Below are 19,990 nucleotides of genomic sequence, written 5' to 3'. Positions count from 1 at the left end.
CACAACAAGAGGCGAAGATGAGATTCACAGTTCGAATCCTGCTACTGCTAACCCTTATAGCACTGGCCCTGCCCCTGGCAGGCTGCGAGGATCCCGAGCCAGTCAAGCGAATCGATCTTACCAAGCGCGAGGAAATCACCTTCCGGCCCCGGCAGGTGGAGGTCACCTACGCCTACCTGCCGCAATATTCGCACAGCCTGTCATACCAACGCCACAACCTGCTGGTGGAATATCTTTCCGAAGCCACGGGGCTGACCATGCGCCAGGTCTTTCCCGATACCTTTGACGAACACATGAACATGGTGGATCAGGGCCAGATCGATATCTCCTTTTCCAACCCCTTCATCTACGTAAAGATGGCCCACCGTGGCGGTGCACAAGCCTTTGCCCGCATTGTCGAGGATTCGGGCAAGAACTTCCGCGGGCAGATTATCGTGCGCCAGGGCAACGAGAGCATCGGAACCCTGGCAGATGTGCGCGGCAAGCGTTGGTTGGCCGTTGACCCTTCCAGCGCCGGTGGATTTCTGTTCCCTCTTGGTCACTTCATTGAGCATGGCATTCAGCGCAAGGATTTCGCCGAAGTGGCCTTTGCCCCCGGCCCGGGCGGCAAGCAGGAAAAAGTGGTTCTGGGAGTAGCATCCGGGCAGTACGACGTCGGCTCCATCCGCGAAGGAACTCTGGCCCTGATGGCCGACAAGGTTGACCTGTCCCAAATTCGGGTTCTGGCCGAAACCCGCTGGTATCCTGGTTGGGTCTATTCCGCCCGCAAAGGGCTGAATCAGGAAATCGTTCGCAAGATCAAGAGCGCCATGCTCGCCCTGTCCCAGGATAATCCCCGCCACCTTCCTATTCTGGAGAATGCAGGCTTTACGGCCATCATCCCCTCTCAGGATTCGGACTTTGACCCAGTGCGCCTGCTGGCGGCCTCCATTGGTCTGGACGTGGGGAAATAGGCCATGCATATGCCCATACCCTTCTTGAACAGGCTAAAATTCCAAGATAAAATCAATCTTGGAACTGCCTGTATCGTTATCTTCTTCGGCTTGATCACAGCGCTCAGCGTGACGCGTGTCAGTGTTGATTCCATCCTGGAAGGAAACCGCGAACGTGGCACCTCCATGGCCCGCAATCTCGCCCTACGCGCCATCGACCCCATGTTGGGCCGCGACTCCCTGCGCCTGAAAAACCTGGTGGACCAGATGGCCGGGCTTTCGGATTACATCAATTACGCCTTCGTGCTTGACCGGCAGGGCGATGTGCTGGCGCACACCTTCAAAAAAGGCTTCCCGGTGGAGCTCAAGGACGCAAATGAAGCCTTTGAAAAAGGGGTGCGCATCCAGTTGCTGGATACCGGCGAGGCCCGCATCTACGACTTCGCTGCCCCGGTGATCATTGGCGGAGACCGATACGGAACAGTACGCTTGGGCATTTCCCAGGTCCGGGTCCAGACCGCCAAGCGCGAGGTCATGGTCACCATTTTCGGTATCACCGCTGCGGTGACCTTGGCCGCCATGGTCCTGTCCACCATCTTTGCCCGAGGCGTGGCCAAGAGCATCAACCTCTTGCGCGAATCTGCCGAGGAGGTCGTACGAGGCAACCTCGATGTGCAGACGGCAAAAGCTTTGGGTCGCAACTGCTGGGAGGTCATGCGCTGCTACAACAAAGGCTGCCCCGCGTACCACGATGACCGCCACCGCTGCTGGTATCTTGCTGGTACTCTGTGCCCCGAGTGTCAGGATGTGCATCTGCCCGAGAAATTCGAATCCTGCCGCACTTGCAAGGTCTATCGCGAAAACGTGGGCGATGAAATCCAGAGCCTTGCCGAGACCTTCGATGTCATGGCCCTGACCTTGAATGCCTACATCGATGAACTGAAACACGCCAAAAGCGACCTGGAGCGCCAGAAATCGCTGATGCAGACCATTCTGGACGTAACGCCCGACCTTGTCTCACTCCAGGATCGGGACCTGAAGTATATCGCCGTAAACAAGGCGTTCTGCACCTACTTCCACAAAAATGAGTCCGACGTCATCGGAATCACGGACTTCGATATCTTCAACGAGGAACAGGCCGACACCAACTACCACGAAGATCAACAAATTCTGATCACAGGCCAATCCCTGTCCAAACAGATTCTTGTGGGACGCACGGGCAACCGACGCTGGTTCCACATCATCAAGGTCCCGGTTTACGACGGGGAAACCATCATCGGTCTGTTGCTGACCGCCCGCGACATCTCGGTCATCAAGCAATATCAGGAACGCCTGATCCACTCGCAGAAGATGCAAGACCTCGGCAAGCTTGCCGGTGGCGTCGCTCATGAGATCAACACCCCTCTGGGGATCATTCTGGGCTATGCCCAGTTACTGATCGAAGACGTCCCCGAAGGCGAGCAAATGCGTGAAGACCTGAAAATCATCGAGCGCCAGACCAAGGTCTGCCGAAAGATCGTCTCGGATCTGCTGGGCTTCTCGCGCAATATCGAAAGTTCCATGGAATCCATGGAACTCAACAAGTCGCTGACGGATGTGGTAGAGCTTGTGCAGCACATCTTCCGTCAGGAGCGAGTCACCGTTGACACGGATCTGGACCCCAACGTTCCCCCCATTGTGGCCGACGAAGACAAATTGAAACAGGTCTGGATGAACCTGTTGAACAACGCCTTCGACGCCATCGGTTCGGACGGACATATCCTGGTGGGCACCAAGCTCTGCAGCCACCGCCGCCGGGTGCTGGTCACCGTGGCGGATACTGGCTCCGGCATCAAGGAAGGCAACATGGGCCGTGTCTTCGATCCGTTCTTCACCACCAAGCCTGCGGGTGAAGGCACCGGACTCGGGCTCTCCGTCTCCTTTGGTATTATCACCGACCACGGGGGTAAAATCTCCGTGACGAGTCCCGCACCCGTAGAGTATCTGGAAACCGGCGACGACAAGACGGGGACCCGTCCCCCCGGACCGGGCACCCTATTCATCATTGAATTGCCGCTGACCAAGGAAGGCCTTCCCGACGAGGAATGCCCCGAAGCGATTGATCTGAAAAGCGGCATTCAGGCCGTATAAAGGAGAGACAATGGCCCATATCATCGTATTGGACGACGTCATGGACGCCGGCGTGCTCATCAAGCGCATCCTGGAACGCAAAGGGCACTCCGTCACCTCCTTCACCGAGGAGGAGGAGGCTCTGGAGCATTGCCGCAAGAACCCGGTGGACCTTGCCATCCTGGACATCAAGCTCAAGAAGATGACCGGGGTCGAGGTGCTGGAGGAAATCCGCAAGATCTCCAAGGCGATCAAGGTCATGATGCTCACAGGGTATCCCACTCTGGAAACTGCTCGCGAATGCCAGCAGCTCGGGGCCGAGGATTACTGCGTCAAGCCCATCGACAAGGATGAGCTTGAACAAAAGGTTGATACGATCCTCGGCGGCTAGCCACGGAGCCTTGATGTTCAAAGAGCTGTTCAAACACTGGACCTATCAGGTCTTCGCTCCCGGTACTCTGCTGCGCAAAAAGTACGAGTCCTTCAAGTCCCTGTTGGAGATCGACCGGGCCTGTTTGGAACGGATCGCGGAGCTGGAAGAGCTGTATTACAGCAACGCTCCCACGGACTGGACCCGTGTCCAGAGCCTGGTTCGCGAATTAATGGTCCAGACGGATTTTCTGGTTCGCGAACTGATGGCCATGAGTCCCGGACGCTATCTGGACCTGCCGGACTACAGAAACAAGATTTCCTTTTACCTGACCATGGCAGCCGAGCTGCCGGACTTCGACTTTTCACCGCCTTACGCCATCACCCTGAACGAAGCCATCAGCGAGCCCGGTCAGGCGGGCGGCAAGGCACACAATCTGGCCCTGCTGGCAGATCGGGGAGACCTCCCCGTGCCACAAGGGTTCGTCATCACCACCCGTGCCTTCCATTATTTCATTGAATACAATGAGCTGCGGCCACGCATCGACACCCTGCTGGGCAAGGTCAATCTGGATGCCCCGGGTTTCGTCTCCGACGTCTGCACCGAAATCCAGCGCCTGATCCTTAGCGGTGACATTCCGCCCAGCATCGAAGAGGAATACCGCAAGCACGCCATCGACTTGGCGGCCTCACGAGGTGGAGACGTACGTTTGGCCGTCCGATCAAGCGCCGTGGGTGAAGACTCTGCAGCTTCCTTTGCCGGTCAGTACGAATCCGAGTTGAACGTGGCTCTCTCGGATCTGGGACCAGCCTACAAACGGGTTCTCGCCAGCAAATACAGCGCCAAGGCTGTGACCTACCGCATCCGCTACGGCCTGCCCGACCAGTTGACTCCCATGGCTGTTCTGGTCACAGAAATGATCACCCCTTCGGTCTCCGGCGTGGTCTACACCCGTGATCCAGGGCATACCTCGCGAGAGCAGTTGGCCATCTATGCCGTACAGGGCATGGGGCGAAATCTGGTGGACGGCAGTGCCTCGCCAGAGATCCTGACCCTGACCCGCGACAAGGTTCCAACGATCATCGAGCGCCGGGCAGGCGGCGGTGCTCCGCAAGTGGTTTGCGGTGACACGCCCGATGCCGGTCCTTGTTTGCCCGAGGAACACGCCCTGACCCTGGCCCGTGTGGGGATGCGCCTGGAAAAAATGATGGGCGCCCCCCAGGACATTGAATGGTGCATGGACCCCGGAGGTTCACTGTTCGTTGTCCAATCCCGCCCACTCTCCGAAGTGGAACCCCTGTCATGCGACAGGCAGAGCAGCCTCTCTCCCGACGACATTGATAACGAGCTGCTGGTCAGCGGCAACCCCGCCAGCATGGGCATCGGCATCGGCCATGTCTACAAACCCATGCGTCTGACCGATCTTGATGATGTCGCCGACGGCTGCGTACTGGTAGCCGACACTCTGTCTCCCGCTTTTGCCAGTGTTCTGGAACGGCTTGCCGCCGTGGTCACGGACACGGGCTCCAAAGCCAGCCATTTTGCATCCGTTGCGCGCGAATTCGGATTGCCCGTGGTGGTGGACGCCAAATTTGCCACGCGCATCCTGACTGATGGCATGCAAATCACCGTTTATGCAGACACCGGTCACATCTATGCAGGGGAAGTTCGCGAACTCAAGGCCCTGGCTGGCCGTCCACCAGCACCACGCGACACCCCCTTCCATCGCCGCATGGCCGAGGTCATGAATCTTGTTGCCCCCCTGCACCTGACCAACCCCGACGCTTCGGAGTTTGCCCCCCAGGGCTGTCGTTCCATTCACGATATCGTGCGCTTCTGTCACGAAACCGGTGTTTCGGAGATGTTCTCCCTGGTGGGTAAGGGCGGCAGGGGGCTGGCAAAGGCACGGCGCTTCGAGGGTGGCCTGCCCATGACCATGTACATGCTTGATCTGGGTGGAGGGCTGACCCCGCAGGCTGCAACCACGGACACCCTTGATCCCTGCCATTTCGCCAGCGATGCCATCAGTGCCTTCTGGGAAGGACTGAACCATCCGGACATCCAATGGGACGGAAGCCTGCTGGCCTTCGACTGGGAGGAATTCGATAAGGTTTCCGGGGGTATCATCAGCCTGGAATCCAAGACTTTGGCCAGCTACGCGATACTGGGCAAGGACTACATGCATCTATTGATGCGCTTTGGATATCACTTCGCGGTCATCGACACGATCTGTGGGCCAGTGCCCGAGTCCAACTACATCAATTTCAGATTCAAGGGCGGCGGTGCCGAAATCGGCAAGCGCATGCTGCGTCTGGAACTGGTCCGCAAGGTTCTGACTAGCGCGGGCTTCACGGTCACCAGCAAAGGGGACATGCTCGATGCCCGATTCATGGCCGCCCCGGCACCAAAGGTTGAACTGAACCTGACACTCATCGGCATGCTGCTGGGCAAGACACGCCTACTGGACATGGCACTGACCGGCGATACACAGGTCCAACACCTGGTTGACGAATTTCTGGATTCCCTCTGAGAACGGCATGGCAAAGGGCAAGGCATATATCCCCGATTGGGTCACGGACCAGATCGCCGTGGGCGGTGCACCCATGTCCTATCCGGCGTTGGATGCCCTGCGCGCCGAAGGCCTTGACTGCATCCTGAACCTCTGCGCCGAATTCTGTGACCTGAAGGACTACGAAGAACAATCCGGGTTCGAGGTCTATTATTTCCCAATCCCCGACGAAGAAACTCCAGATCTGGCTGAATTGGAAAAAGCGCTGGAATGGATGGACGAAGCCATCTACCTGGGCAAGAAGGTACTCATCCATTGCCGCCACGGCATCGGACGCACCGGGACCGTCCTGAACGCCTATCTGTTGCGCAAGGGCCTGGGCCACAAACTGGCCGGGCGGAAACTGAAGCCCCTGCGGGCCAAGCCTCAAAACTTTGCCCAATGGAGATTCGTCCGCCGTTACGGCAAGCAGGAAGGACGGCTCACCGTCCGTGAACCCTCTCTGGAAGCAAAACATCTGGTCGATCTGTATCCATTCTTCGCGGACTACGAGCGCACGGTGGAAGACGTGGACGTCCTGCTTCAGGGGGCCTGCTCCGGCCCCTGTGAACACTGCGGGCAGGATCATGACCGTTGCTGTTTTGAGTTGGTGACCCTGTGCTTTGCCGAGGCCGTATACATCGCACACACCATTAATATGGTCCTGGATAGCGCAAAGCGCCTTGAGGTCATCGAGCGAGGAGCCGCAGCCAGCAAACGCATCCGCCAACTGGGCTATACCCCGGAAAATCCTGACAGCCTCACGGCCAGCCTGTGGCACGGCTACAGCGAATCACGCATTCGCTGCCCGCTGTCCCATGAAGGGCAATGCCTGATCTACGATTCCCGCCCCCTGAACTGCCGCATGTCTGATCTGGACAGCGAACAGGCACGTCACCTTGCGGTGACAAAATTCCTGCCCAAAACCCTGAGAGCCATCTCGGCCAACCTGTTCTTTGCCTACACGTCCAAATTTCCGGATGGCCGCCCCCCCATCTTCACCCTGCCCGATGTTGTCTCCGGGAAATTCGTGCAGACCTTTTTCCACCATCTGCTCAGACTGAGTTGAGCGAGCCCAGCCGATGCTTCCGGCTCTGTAGGAGCCCCGGGGCTTTGCGCGTACTGCGTCATTATTCAAGACTGAACCGGATGGGTAACACCACCCAGGTTGCCACTCGCTGCCCATCCTTTTTCGCTGCCTTGAATCGCCATCTGCGCACGGCACTGAGCGCACTCTGTTCGAACACACCTTGAGGATCGGCAAACAGCACCTGCGGCTCGCGCACCCGCCCATTCCGATCCACCAGAAACTTCACGCTCACACTTCCGGTCACGCCACCCTCGCGCGCACCAGCCGGATAGCGCGGTTCAATCTTGCGCGTAATCCTTGGCAGGACATCCACCTGCCCTATGCCCCCCGCAAGCTCACCACGGCCCAAGCCATTGCCAATGCCCAAAGGCAGTCCCTGCGGGCTCGTGGCGTCAGTTCCGGTTCCTGTGGAAACTCCGCCGTTAGACAACGCAGTGGATGCTTCATGCTCCGAGTGGACTCCGTCCTCATGAGCAGCAGCTACTTCATCACTGTTCTGCTGTTCACTCTTTGCAGCTGCGATTTCTCGCGGAATCACACGGGTAGAGGGGTCTGATTTCGATTCCTTCTGCGCAAGGGGCTTCGTGGATGGTGCTACTTTCGGTTTTTCTTGCAGTTGGACAGTTCGGCGCGGCAAGGGCGATTCCACCCGCTCAACGGCAACGGCAGTAGCTTCTGAATGACCACTGCCCCCGGCACCCTCCAAGGTCACCAGCGCAACCTCATAGGCGACAGGACAAACCAGAGTCTGGGCCCGTGTGCTCAGATTGGCCACAAAGAAGCAGGCCAACACAAGAACGGCATGCAGGGTCAAAGACAAGACAGGGGCAATCCTGGAAAGCAGTACACCTGAGCCGCTACTGTGGCACATAATCACTTCGTCTACCCACTTCATAGTCATTATAACTAGATGATAGTCCGTGCCGTTGTAAATATTATTTTTTCGTGCTACTCGCACGGGACGTTGTTTACGAGCAAATCAAACCAGTTAAGTGGGGTTTATGATGAAATCTTACCGGATGGCCGCCCTGATCCTCGTTTTTGCGGCCCTGCTCCTGACCACCACCGCCCATGCGGACGGCCCGAAGTCTGACACACAGCCCGACGCAGCTCCTAACACGACCCAAAGTGTCGAGCTGGAAGAACTCGAAGTCATTGCCACCCCCATCATCCAGGGGAACGAAATCGACCGCTATGGAGCAACCTCCACAGTGGTCAGCGAAGAGCAGATGGACAAGCTGGGAGCGTTGGATCTCAGTTCCGCCCTGCGGCGCACTCCGGGCGTTACCATTTCTCGTCACAACCCCGTGGGCGCCTTTGGCGGCGGTGAAGGCGGGGCCGTATTCATCCGCGGCATGGGTTCCAGTCGCCCCGGTTCGGAAATCAAGACATTTATCGACGGCGTTCCGGCTTACATGGGAGTCTGGAACCACCCCCTCATTGACCTGCTCCCTGTTGATCCCATCGAATCCATCGAGGTCCTCAAAGGGCCACAGCCCAACCGTTTCGGTGATGCCCTGTCCATCATCAATATCGTGCCCAAGCGCATGCGAGGCGACGATTTCACCACCACCATCGAAGCCTCGGCAGGCAGTTATGGCACCATCAGCCAATCCCTGGAGCACGGTGGGCGTATCGGTGAATTTGATTATTATATGGGCCAAGGCTTCCGCCGCTCCGACGGACACAGGGAAGATGCCGATGGCCGTCAGTTCAGCCTGTTCGGTAACCTCGGAGTGCAGCTCAACCAGTACTGGGATGTCCGCCTCTTTGCCCTGAATGTAGACAATGAGGCCAGCGACCCCGGACCGGACGACAACTCCGCAGCCAAGGAAGGCTCTTACGAAACCCGCATGCGTCTGGCCTCGCTGACCTTCAGCAACGACTTCGACATGGCCCACGGCGAAATCAAATTCTTTGCCAATGCCGGTGAAGGCTACTGGCGCGATCAAGCCGGCGCCGACGACGACTGCCTCAACGACTTCTGGTTCTGGGGCCTCAAGGCCAGAGAACAATTCAACATCACCGACGACTTTGAAATAACCGTTGGCCTGGACCAGCAGTGGTGGGACGGCAATATTCGCTACACCTACGACAACGGCACCGACGACTCTGTTCTGGCCCCCAGCTTCGCCCTGACCATGCCCTATGCCTCGACCAGTTATCTCATCGGCGAAACCGACGGCTGGCACATCATTCCCTCCGTGGGGGTGCGTCAGTACGAACACAACAAATTCGACAGCCGCACCGCGCCCCACGCCGGCCTCGTAGCCGGATACGGCAGCACCGAGGTCCATGCCTCCATGTCCAAGGGCATCTCCTACCCCGGGCATGACGTGGTAATCCTGTTCCCCACGGCCCAATGGCAGGACATCGAACCCGAAGAAGTCGAACACGTCGAAGTTGGCATCAGCCATACCTTCCAGGACCTGTTCAAGATCGATTTGACCTACTTCCATGACGACGGCCAGGACCGCTATGTGTTCACGCTTCCGCCGTTCCCGCCCACATGGTCCAACACCGAGGAATTCGAAATCGAAGGCTTCGAGGCCTCGCTCAGCGTGACCCCCACACCGGACCTGTCCCTGTTTACCGGGCTAACTATTCAAAATTCCACACCCGGCGACATGCCTTATGTGCCTGAGACCACAGTCAGTGGCGGTTTCAACTGGCAATTCCTGGAAGACTTCAACCTTTCCATGGACTGCGAATATGTCTCGGATATGTACGCCCTGAAACAGGTCAGAAAAGCCGGCACCAGCAATACCGAGAAGGTGGATGACCACTTCCTGGTCAATGCCCGCCTCGGTTGGACCTTCTTCCTCGACGACTGGGACGCCGAGGGTGAACTGTACCTCTCGGTGCAGAACATCACCGACGAAGACTACGAATACAAGCCCAACTACCCCATGCCTGGCACCAACGGCATGGTGGGTGTGAAACTGACCTTCTGATCACATTGGAGAAGCGCTGCCCACCATGGCAGCGCTTCCCGATCACAGGATACACCATGCCTACTGAACCAAATCTCATCCCATCCCCACAGGACGCAGGCACACTGTACCGTACCATCCACGATGCCGAACGCGGCTACAAAAGCCTCTTGGCGCTCAAAGCCGCCCTGAACATCGGAGTCTTCGAGCATCTTGAGCAGGCGGTACCCGCCGCACAGTTGGCACAGGAGCTGAACACCGACCCGGCCATGACCCTGGCCCTGTGCCGCCTGCTGGAAGAAATGGACTTTCTGGAAAAAGATCCCAAAGGCTACCGCAACACCCAGCAAACCCAGACCTTTCTTCGCCGTTCATCCCTGCTCTATCAGGGCAACGTGGTGTCCTGCGTCCGGGGCGGCATCTCCATCTGGGAGCAGTTGGAAGAACTGCTCATCAATGGCCCCGGAGACGGCAGCAATGGGCATGGGTTTGCAGGAGAGTTCATCCACGCCCTGGCCTCGGAAACTCTGACAGGTGAACTGCAAAAGACCACGGACATCATCTGCTCGGTGCCCGAATTCGAAAACGTTCGGACCCTGCTCGACCTGGGGGGCGGACACGGCCTCTATTCCGTGGCCCTGTGCCAGCAAAACGCCAAGCTCCAGGCCACTGTCTTCGACCTGCCGGGACTGCAGGAGGCAGCGGAGCACTACGCCCAAAAATTCGATGGCAAACGCGTGAACTTCCAAGCTGGCAACCAATTCACGGACCCCATAGGCGATGGCTACGACGCCATCCTCCTGTCCTACAATCCAGGCGGCAAGACCCGCGCACTGCTGGACAAAATCCATTCGGCACTGGCCCCAGGTGGCCTGTTCATCACCAAGCACGCCTATTATGCCCGTGGCGAACGGACCAAGAGTCCGCTTCTGGATATGGAATGGTCCATGCGCGGCTTTTCGGGAGTGAATAAAGGCCCCAACATCTATCGTTTCAAAAACGACATGTCCCACGAAGAGGTCCTGCAATATCTGACCAGCCATTACGAGATTCTGCGCATCGCCGGGGTCCACGAATTCGCCCCCAACCGTCTGGGCAAGATCGGCGACCGGCTGGATTCCCAATTGATTATCGGACGCAAACGCCAAACGCCATTGGAGTAAGAACAATGATCATGCGCATTGTCCCTGCCCTGCTGATCTGCCTATCGTTGATGCTCCCCAGGCCCGCGCAGGCTGAAGACCAACCCCTGCGTCTGCTGGCAGGGACCACAATGCTTGCAGACATCCTGCACGACCTCTGCCCTCAGGCCGAGGTCAGAGCACTCATTCCGGGTGGAGCCTGCCCCGGTCACTATGACCTGCGGCCCGCCGATCTGGTTCTGTTGAACAAGGCCGAAGCCCTGTTTTTACACCCCTGGCAACAAGATTTGGAAAACATGCGTATCCTGATCGATGCCGCCGCCAATGCACAATTGCACGTTGAAATCGTGGCCGAACCAGGTAACTCCATGCTGCCCCAGGTCCATGCCCGCTACACCCGGGCCATGGCCCAACGGCTCGGGGAGATTGCCCCGCAACAAAATCAAGCCATTCAAAACGCCGCCAAACGACGCTTGGCTCGTATCACCACTCTGGAGCAGGAACTCCTGTTCCGATTGCATCAAGCCGGAGCCCAAAGGCACCCCGTGGTCTGTGCCCAGATGCAGGAAGGCCTTGCACGCTGGGCAGGATTCCCCGTGGCCACGGTCTTCTATCGCCCCGGTGACATGAATCCCGAGCAAATGGCCAGGGTCGTGGACGCAGGCAAAAGCGGCAAAGCCACTCTGGTCATCGACAATCTGCAAAGCGGTGACGGAGGCCGGGGGTTGGCCGAAGAGCTTTCGGCACGGCGCATCATGCTCTCCAACTTTCCCGGAGGCTTTCCCGATACCAACACATGGGAGGATGCCCTGAGAGTCAATATCGAGCGCCTGCTCAACGCCCTGCAAGGAAGTGAATACAACTCATGACCAAGCAGATCACCCCAATTGCAGTGAACTCTCCGCATGCTGAACCGGACAAGGCCCAAGACGAGGCCATTCGCCTGGACAACGTCAGTGCGGCCTACGGACAGCACGTGGCCATGCGCGGGGTAAACATCTCCCTGCGCCACGGAGATTTTCTGGGAGTCATCGGCCCCAACGGGGCAGGCAAAACCACCATGCTCACCGTGGTCAACGGGTTGGGCCGGGTGGTGGGAGGAACAGTCACGGCACTGGGCCAACGCGTGACTCCAAAAACCGCAGGAGAATTACGCAAGAGCATCGGCTATGTGGCTCAACAGCAGGACATCGACCCCCTGCTGCCCATTTCAGTGCGTGAATCCATCCTCACAGGCTGCTATGGACTTGTGGGCCTGCTGCGCTCCGTGCCGCCTATCTTCCATCAGCGCACCGAAGAACTCATGCATCTGGTGGGCCTGAGTTCATTGGCCGAACGCCCCTTGGGGCATCTGTCCGGCGGAGAGCAGCAACGTGTAGCCATTGCCCGAGCACTGTTGCAACGCCCGCGCATCCTGCTGCTGGATGAACCCACAGCCTCTCTTGACTGGCAGGCCCAGCGCGAAATCCTGGGGCTGGTGCAGAAGCTACACCTCAAGTTTTCCCTGACCAGCATGATCGTGACCCATGACCTGAATACCCTGCCCGACATCTGCAACCGCATCGCCTGCATGAAAAACGGGCAACTCCTCTGGGAAGGCCCACCGGAACAAGCCGTGGACGAAACACGGCTCAACGAGCTGTACGGCACGAACATTCACATCGCCGAGATCAACGGGCGAAAACATATCTGCTACTAGCAGGAGTCCCGGATGGATTTTTCGATTCTGCACTATGGATTCATGCAAAAAGCCTTTCTGGCCGGTCTGCTGGGCGGAGTGTCCTGCGCCATAACCGGAGTTCTGGTCGTGACCATGCGCATCACGGCCATCGGCACGTGCATGGCCCACGCCGCCTTTGCCGGGGCCTTGCTGGGGATGCTCATGGGCTCGCCGGACGGACTGGCCATGGCCTTTGTCTTCAGTTTAGGCGTCGCCGGACTCATCGGCCCACTTTCGGACAGGACGGACTTTGCCCCGGAAACCGTAGTGGGCATCGTGTTCTCGGCCATGCTCGGACTGGCTTTTCTGTTTATCGGCCTGATGCCCGGCCCCAAGTCCAAAGCCCTGAACCTGTTCTGGGGCAGTATCCTGACCGTGGGTAAACTTGACCTGTGGGTCATGGGAGCAGTCACCATCATTCTGCTGGCAGCCCTGATGCTCTTCTTCAAGGAGGTCAGGGCCGTGCTCTGTCACCGCAGCGTTGCCCTTGCCGCAGGAATTCCCGCCACAGCAATCTACTACGCCATGTTGATTGCTACCGGAGCCACAGTCACGGCGTCACTGCGCAGTATCGGTGGCCTGCTCATCTACAGCCTGATCATCAATCCAGCGGCGGCGGCCTATCAACTCTCCTACGATCTCAAGCGCATCTTCATTCTGGCCGCAGTGTTTGGCGTGGTGTCCTGCTGGGGCGGCCTGTTGGCGTCCTATGCCTTCGACATTCCCTCGGGCGCGGTCATCGTCATGATTTCCACGCTTCTGTTCGTGCTCTGCACCCTGTTCTCCCCCAAAAAAAAGGGGCTTTCGCGCCGTCAACGGCTCTCACTCAACTTCTCGGGAGAAGTCCAAACCACTTCACCCATCGCACCGGAGAGAAACCATGTACGCTGACAAAACCAGATTTTTCGATGCCCAGGCCAATGCCCCATGGGCCGCTGCCGACTACGGACATGAAGAAGCTCCCAAGCTGGAACGACTCTTTGCGCAGACCGGTCCCCTTGCAGGATGCAGAGTACTGGAACCCGGCTGTGGCACGGGTCGATTGACCGCTGAACTCGCCAATAGGGTCGGCCCTGAGGGTCATGTATTGGGCATGGACATCAGCCCCGAAATGATCCGCCTGGCTCAGGAACGGCTCCGCGACATCCCCAACGCCACCGCCCTGACGGGGTCACTGGAGGAGCAACCCCTGGAACCGGACGGCTTCGACGTCGCACTCTGTCATCAGGTCTTTCCGCACATCGAGGATCAACCTTCGGCCCTGCGCTGCATGGCCTTGGCTTTGCGCCCAGGCGGATCGTTGATCATTCATCACTTCATCAATTCAGAAACCATCAATGATCACCATCGCAAGGCAGGCACTGCCGTGGAGCACGACCTGATGCCCGAGCCTACGGAGATCCGCGCCATGCTGCGCGACGCAGGGTTTGAGCCCGGCGTGCTGCTGGATGATGAATTGGGCTACCTGCTCACGGCTCGTCTCAAGGCGAGCTAAGCCAACCCCGAACCAGCACAGCAAAGGCCCGCCCCTTTCGGGACGGGCCTTGTGCCGCTTCTGTACCTTTCAGGCAGCAGACATTCAGGGCCGACAGACCTCTATTCAGGACGCAATAGCGACTTCGAACTTCTTCTGATACTTGACGGGATGATAGGATTCCTTGGCCTTGCGCAGCCCCGGGTCACCCAGGTCCTGCTCGCGGTTCACGAATTCATAGACCTCGGCTTCGCCCTCCAGGAACATCTGATTCACGGCCTGATAAATACCTTTGTAGTGGGTTATTCCCTTCTCGAAATGGATCACCAGAGTCTTATCGCAGAGGTGTTCACCCACGGTGTAGGCAGCTTTGGAGCCATCCACCTCGATCACGCCGCCGAACACCCCGCGCAAATCATCCCAGTTCTGCAACACGCGCTGGATAGCGGTATTCTCAGCGGAAAGCACGGCACGCGATTCGGCATCACGCCAGTTGAACCAGTCCATCTGCATGTCCAGCACATCTTCCACGCAATCACGGGTCATGGAATGGTAGTGGTAGTCATACTTTTTCTTGAACTGATTGAGTAGATTCTTCTTCTTGTGAAAACGATTGCCGGACAACACCGTCAATTCCGGGACGGAATACACATAGTCCCAATGCTGGCGGGCCTCGGTCAATTCCAGGCGATCACCGAAGCAATCCTGCCACAGCAGTGCCAATTCCTCGGGTACCCGGGTGAACGGGCCGCAGTTGGGCAAGGTGGGGCATTGGTCCCAGGGCACATTTTTCCATGGCCCCACAGGGGCCCAATACACAACCTCGGGGCGAGTCTGCCTGAGCCAGACGTGTGATTCACCAAAAAACCATTCCAGTCCGTAATGCTCGGCCCAACCCCAGATGTTGGTGAAGCTGTAGTCCGAGACCTTCTGCGGACACTCGGCAAACCGTTTGAGATATTCGTCCTGCCCATCCAGAGAGATGGGCTTGAAATCAACGCCAGTGCAGGTGCTCATCATTTCCTCACTTTCTGAGATTCACTCCGGCGGGCGCGACCCCCACCAGCGGTTGAACCTTGTTTCGCTTCTGGATCATGCCAAAACGCGACCAGTCCTTGAATTGATAAACCCACAGTATCAGGAATGCCTGTACAGCCTGAGAACAAAGCATGGCCATCCAGATTCCAGAAGCCTCGGCAATGAGCACATGCCCCAGATACCAGGCAAGCGGCAAACGCACACACCACACCGTCACGCCGAACACAGCGGTATTGTACAGAGTGGCCCCGGCCCCGTTCAGAGCTCCGCCAATAATCATGCTGGTCAGGGTAAATGGAATGGCCAGCAGATTATAGAACAGATAGCTCTCGATCTGGACCCGCACCCCCACCTCTGTGGACATGAGCGCGGCGATGGGGGCAACAAATTGCCATACCACCAATGTCAGCAGACCGATGGAGACCACACCGATGCCCCAGATCATATATCCGAACCGCTTGGCTGTAGCCGGTTCCCCGGCCCCGAGGTAGTTCCCCACCAGCACCGAGGCCGTCATATTGAACGCGAATCCTGCCAGAAACAGAATGGCTTCGATGCGCAGGCCAGCAGTCATGCCTGCCAGGGCATTGACGCTATTCACGGGCAGGCTGGCGGCAATGGCGAACAACACCAGATATCCCGTCTGCCAGAAAATCTGCATTAACCCCGAGGGCCAAGCCACCTTCATCAGATAGGGCAAGGCCGCACGGACCCAACGCAAAGGGGGGAACGTTTTGCGGTTCAGCAAGCCCTTGCGCCACAGCATGAACAGATTCACAAGGGCACCCGCACTCACGGACCAGAACGTGGCCCAGGCCAGACCCTGATGTTCCAGACGAGGCAACCCCCACAGTCCCAAGCCCAGCCCGAAATCAGCCAGGGCGTTGACCACGGTGATGACCAGCATGGTGGCCGTGGGAATCATCACTTCCTTGCGCGCCCGGAACACGGCGTTGGTGATGACCAACAGATAATACGAAGGCAAGAGCAGGGCATAGACGTCCAAAAACTCGGCAGTAATACCCCGAATCTCCATGGGCACGTGCAGGGCGGCCAGCAACAGGTCCTTGGCCGCCACGCCGCCCACCATAAAGAGCAGACCGCCCAAGGCACCAATCTCCAGACACAAGCCCACATAACGGCGGGCTCGGGCAGTCAGTCCAGCTCCCAGAGACTGGCTGATGGCCGCCACCGATCCATTGGCCACGGAAATGGCGATGATGAGCAAAAAGAACAGGCAGGAAGTGATCAAGCCCAAGGCGGCCTGAACCTCGCGGTTCATCAGGCCCGCCACATAGACATCCACAAATCCGATCCAGAAATGGAAAAACATCATCAACGCCTGGGGCCAGGCCAGTCGCCAGATGGTGCGGTAAGGGCGGGAGGTCTCTTCGGAAGTCATGGGTGCTCGCTGTGGATTGTCTAAGGGAGTGGAAGCATTTGAGGGTAAGACCGCCCCTCTCTCCGGTCAACCCCGCTTTACAACAAACGCATGCGCATCCGCTGCAGGACTCCATCAGCCCTTCCACAGTCGCAGGAATCCGGGTACAACCAGCCCATGCATTTTGGATTGCGCATCGCCCTGTCGTCACTGAGGACGCACAAGCTGAGAACTGTTCTGGCCATGCTGGGAGTCTTTCTGGGTGCGCTGGCACTGACTGGTGTACAACATGTCTCCATGGCCATGGAGCGCAAAGCCGAGATCGAAACCGAAAAGCTGGGGCCGAACCTGTTCATGGCCCGCGCGGGAGGCGTCCGTTTCCGCCGCAGCGGCGGCGTCCGCACTACATCAAGCCCCATCACCTTCAAGATTTCGGACGCCGAAGCCCTGATTGAAGGCCTGCCCGGCGCTCTGGAAGGCACGCCCTTTATCCAGCAGAGCATGGGGGTACGCTCCGGAGCCACCAAAATCACCGCCCTGCTCATGGCGACCACCCCAGATTATCAGACCATTCGCAGCGTTCGTCCCCAGGCCGGTCGTTTCTTCAACACCGAGGAAGTCCAATCCAGAGCCATGGTCTGCGTGCTCGGGGAAAAGATAGCTCAACGACTGTTCGGAGGAGCGCAGCAGGCCGTGGGGAGGGAGGTGTCCTTTTACCGGGCCCGAGCCAAGGTCGTTGGGGTCATGGAACCCAAGGGTGCGGACATCGTGGGCACCGATCAGGATGAACTCATCTACCTACCGCTTTCCACCTACATGCGCCGCATGTCCAATCAGGACCACATCACGGGCGCCTACATCCGGCTGGCCCGGGGAACAAACCTCGAAGTCACCAAGGACGCAGCGACCACGATTCTGCGCTCGCGCCATTCCATCCTGCCCGGGTCCGAAGATGATTTTTCGGTACTCACGGCCAAGGACACAATCAAACTCCAGACGCAGGCCCTTGATCTGGTCGGCACGCTGGGACTCATCAGCTCCTCAGTCTCCTTCGCCGTGGGTGGATTGGGAATTCTGTCCATCATGATTCTGCTGGTGCGCGCCCGCAGACTGGAGATCGGCGTCCGCCGAGCCGTCGGTGCCCGCCGCGGCGACATCATCGCCCAGTTCCTGTTCGAAGCCGGTCTGCTCTCCGGTGTGGGGGGCACTCTTGGTGTCGCATGCTCCATGGGCCTGGTCCTGCTGGTCCACCTTCTGGCGGACTTTCCCTTTGTGGTCAGCCCGCTCCTGCTCGTCTCAGTATTAATCGGTTCCGTACTGTTAGGGCTTGCCGCAGGCGTCTACCCGGCCTGGCAAGCCTCCCGCTTTGAGGTTCTTGATATCCTGCGCAGCCAGAATTAACGCCTCCCCCCTTCCGTTACAAATTTTCACATCTTTTCACCGTATTGCCGTTTATTAAACGGGTATTTCAAATACAGATAACACTATTGCTTGACACAACTAAACAAATGTTTAAATCATTACATGTAAACGTTTGATTAAATCAATTGTTCATATCTCGAGGCACCCATGAAAATCAATCATACCGAACTGAGCACCAAAGAGCGCCTGTTCAAGGCGGCTATCCGTGTATTCGCAGAGAAGGGATACGAGGCCGCCACCGTCCGTGACATCTGCCATCGCGCAGATGCAAATGTGGCTTCCGTCAATTACCACTATGGGGACAAGGAAAAGCTCTACTTCCAGGTCGTGCTGGAAATTTTCAAGGTCACCCGCGAAACCCGTACTCCGCATCTCAGTCCAGATGCCCCGCCCTATGACCGGCTCAAGACCTTCATCAGGTCCACCTTCGAAGAAATCCTGCCCAGTGCCTATCTCAGCAAAGACCAAGAAGAATGCATGGCCATGGGAACCATATTCATGCTGGAAATGGCCCGGCCCACCGGAGCCCTGGACAGCATCGTCAAAGACTACATCAGCCCGGACAACGATGAACTCAACAATATCCTAACCGCCATACTGGGAGAAGACGCACCACCAGAAATGATCGGCATGAGCGCGGCCAGTGTCATCGCACAACCGCTGCATTTTTTCTATTCCATGCCCATCATCCAGCGACTGAACCCCGACAAGGGAGAATTCCTCACGGACCCGGGGTTTATCGACTACGCCACGGAACACATCTTTCAATTCTGCGTGGGTGGACTGGAGCATTTCAAAAAGAATCTCAGGGGGAAATAACAGTCATGTTCTCACTTCGCAGCATTGCCGCAGCTCTTGTGATCATCGTCACCATATCCTCATCAGGCCTTGCCTCGGCAACCGAAGTCACGGCCTTGGCGTCCTCGCGCATGGTGGTCCTGACAGGCTTCACTCGTGCCCGGGCCACTCTGGATCTCGTCGCCGAAGAGGCCGGACGGATCGACTCCGTCAAAGCGGAGATCGGTGACACCATCGGTCAGGACGGAATCTTTGCCCGCATCGATGACACCTTCATCCGCCTGGATCTGGACAACAACCGGGTGCAGCAGGCCGACCTGCGCTCCCGCATCGACTTCAACAAAAAAGAAGCCGAGCGGTACCGAGAGCTCGTGGCCAAGAACACCGCCGCTCAATCGACTCTGGACTCCATGGAACAGACTTTGGACGCCAGCCGTTTCGAGCTGAATGCACTGACCGTTCAGGAACGGATCCTGCTCGAACGTCTGGAGCGCACCCGCATCAAGGCTCCGGCACAATGGAAAATCATCACCCGCGAAGTGGAACCCGGGCAGTGGGTCAATACCGGTCAGATCGTAGGCAAGGCTGGCGATTTCTCGACCCTGTTGGTCCCCTTTGCTCTGGCGCCAGAACAATACGTCGCCCTGCGTAGATCCACGGCGCCCCTGACTCTGAACATGCCTGAGCTCGGAATCTCCATTCCGGCCAGGGTGGAACGCGTCAACCCTGGCTTTGACCCTGACACTCGAAAGATCGCCATTGATCTGACCGTGAGTAAGGGACTCGATGAATTGCGCGGCGGACTGCGGACCATACTGACTCTGGAAATGCCCGAAGCCACAGGCGCTGTGCTGCTGCCCAAGGCTGCCATCGAGGAACGTTATGAGGATCACTGGGTGACCCGTGATAACGGCGAACGCATCCGTGTGGTCCTGTTGGGCAACCACAGCGGGCCTGACGGTTCCCTGTTGCGAGTTACCGGCGATGGTTTGCAACCTGGAGACAAATTCCGCCTGATGGGCAAGGAGTAAGC

At 57.9% G+C, this 19,990-nt stretch carries 17 protein-coding genes; 14 read left to right on the top strand and 3 right to left on the bottom strand.

Annotation, left to right across the window (positions count from 1 at the left end; all coding sequences use genetic code 11):
- Positions 1 to 17: 17 nt before the first annotated feature.
- From EL361_RS15430 to EL361_RS15410, 5 genes are read left to right on the top strand one after another with little or no spacing between them, the layout of a single operon-like run.
- Positions 18 to 953: a phosphate/phosphite/phosphonate ABC transporter substrate-binding protein gene (locus tag EL361_RS15430; RefSeq protein ID WP_126380841.1), complete on the top strand. Its 936-nt coding sequence runs from the start codon at positions 18 to 20 to the stop codon at positions 951 to 953.
- 3 nt (positions 954 to 956) lie between these two features.
- Entirely contained in the window at positions 957 to 3,062 is a 2,106-nt protein-coding gene (locus EL361_RS15425) for an ATP-binding protein (RefSeq protein WP_232034810.1), read from the top strand.
- Between the two features lie 10 nt (positions 3,063 to 3,072).
- Positions 3,073 to 3,432 (top strand): response regulator, encoded by a 360-nt coding sequence (locus tag EL361_RS15420; protein ID WP_126380840.1) that lies wholly within the window; start codon positions 3,073 to 3,075, stop codon positions 3,430 to 3,432.
- 13 nt (positions 3,433 to 3,445) lie between these two features.
- On the top strand, positions 3,446 to 5,941 hold the full coding sequence (locus EL361_RS15415; RefSeq protein WP_172961790.1) for a PEP/pyruvate-binding domain-containing protein: 2,496 nt from the start codon (positions 3,446 to 3,448) through the stop codon (positions 5,939 to 5,941).
- Between the two features lie 7 nt (positions 5,942 to 5,948).
- On the top strand, positions 5,949 to 7,028 hold the full coding sequence (locus EL361_RS15410; protein ID WP_126380838.1) for a protein-tyrosine phosphatase family protein: 1,080 nt from the start codon (positions 5,949 to 5,951) through the stop codon (positions 7,026 to 7,028).
- Positions 7,029 to 7,089: 61 nt separating this feature from the next.
- Here EL361_RS15410 and EL361_RS15405 read toward each other — a convergent pair whose 3' ends face one another.
- Complete coding sequence (locus tag EL361_RS15405) at positions 7,090 to 7,920, bottom strand: energy transducer TonB (RefSeq protein WP_172961789.1); 831 nt, start codon at positions 7,918 to 7,920, stop codon at positions 7,090 to 7,092.
- 130 nt (positions 7,921 to 8,050) lie between these two features.
- Between EL361_RS15405 and EL361_RS15400 the strand changes: the two genes are divergently transcribed.
- Genes EL361_RS15400 through EL361_RS15375 form a run of 6 tightly spaced genes read left to right on the top strand, consistent with a single transcriptional unit; the run spans position 8,051 to position 14,339 of the window.
- Positions 8,051 to 10,003 (top strand): TonB-dependent receptor, encoded by a 1,953-nt coding sequence (locus EL361_RS15400; RefSeq protein WP_126380836.1) that lies wholly within the window; start codon positions 8,051 to 8,053, stop codon positions 10,001 to 10,003.
- Between the two features lie 56 nt (positions 10,004 to 10,059).
- Positions 10,060 to 11,145, top strand: coding sequence for a methyltransferase (locus tag EL361_RS15395; protein WP_126380835.1), 1,086 nt, complete (start codon positions 10,060 to 10,062; stop codon positions 11,143 to 11,145).
- 5 nt (positions 11,146 to 11,150) lie between these two features.
- Entirely contained in the window at positions 11,151 to 11,993 is an 843-nt protein-coding gene (locus tag EL361_RS15390; protein WP_126380834.1) for a metal ABC transporter substrate-binding protein, read from the top strand.
- Positions 11,990 to 12,823, top strand: a complete 834-nt coding sequence (locus EL361_RS15385) for a metal ABC transporter ATP-binding protein (RefSeq protein ID WP_126380833.1) — start codon at positions 11,990 to 11,992, stop codon at positions 12,821 to 12,823. The genes EL361_RS15390 and EL361_RS15385 overlap by 4 nt, the downstream gene beginning before the upstream one ends.
- A 12-nt stretch (positions 12,824 to 12,835) precedes the next feature.
- Positions 12,836 to 13,735, top strand: a complete 900-nt coding sequence (locus EL361_RS15380) for a metal ABC transporter permease (RefSeq protein WP_126380832.1) — start codon at positions 12,836 to 12,838, stop codon at positions 13,733 to 13,735.
- Positions 13,725 to 14,339, top strand: a complete 615-nt coding sequence (locus tag EL361_RS15375; protein ID WP_126380831.1) for a class I SAM-dependent methyltransferase — start codon at positions 13,725 to 13,727, stop codon at positions 14,337 to 14,339. The genes EL361_RS15380 and EL361_RS15375 overlap by 11 nt, the downstream gene beginning before the upstream one ends.
- Positions 14,340 to 14,444: 105 nt before the next feature.
- On the opposite strand, the gene EL361_RS15370 is transcribed toward EL361_RS15375, so the two are convergent.
- Positions 14,445 to 15,338, bottom strand: a complete 894-nt coding sequence (locus tag EL361_RS15370) for a DUF2156 domain-containing protein (RefSeq protein ID WP_232034809.1) — start codon at positions 15,336 to 15,338, stop codon at positions 14,445 to 14,447.
- Positions 15,339 to 15,342: 4 nt separating this feature from the next.
- Positions 15,343 to 16,758: an MATE family efflux transporter gene (locus EL361_RS15365; protein ID WP_126380830.1), complete on the bottom strand. Its 1,416-nt coding sequence runs from the start codon at positions 16,756 to 16,758 to the stop codon at positions 15,343 to 15,345.
- 156 nt (positions 16,759 to 16,914) lie between these two features.
- Here EL361_RS15365 and EL361_RS15360 point away from each other — a divergent pair, with 156 nt between their 5' ends.
- The 3 genes from EL361_RS15360 (at position 16,915) to EL361_RS17200 (ending at position 19,988) form a co-directional block, all read left to right on the top strand.
- Positions 16,915 to 18,138, top strand: coding sequence for an ABC transporter permease (locus EL361_RS15360; protein ID WP_126380829.1), 1,224 nt, complete (start codon positions 16,915 to 16,917; stop codon positions 18,136 to 18,138).
- 168 nt (positions 18,139 to 18,306) lie between these two features.
- A complete protein-coding gene (locus EL361_RS15355; protein WP_126380828.1) occupies positions 18,307 to 18,978 on the top strand; it encodes a TetR/AcrR family transcriptional regulator in 672 nt (223 codons plus the stop codon).
- Between the two features lie 5 nt (positions 18,979 to 18,983).
- A complete protein-coding gene (locus tag EL361_RS17200; protein WP_126380827.1) occupies positions 18,984 to 19,988 on the top strand; it encodes an efflux RND transporter periplasmic adaptor subunit in 1,005 nt (334 codons plus the stop codon).
- Positions 19,989 to 19,990 lie beyond the last annotated feature (2 nt).

This window comes from Desulfovibrio ferrophilus, assembly GCF_003966735.1.
Taxonomy (GTDB): Bacteria; Desulfobacterota; Desulfovibrionia; order Desulfovibrionales; family Desulfovibrionaceae; genus Desulfovibrio_Q; species Desulfovibrio_Q ferrophilus.
Note: the sequence above shows the minus strand (reverse complement) of the source record. Positions and strands in the feature narration are given on the sequence as shown.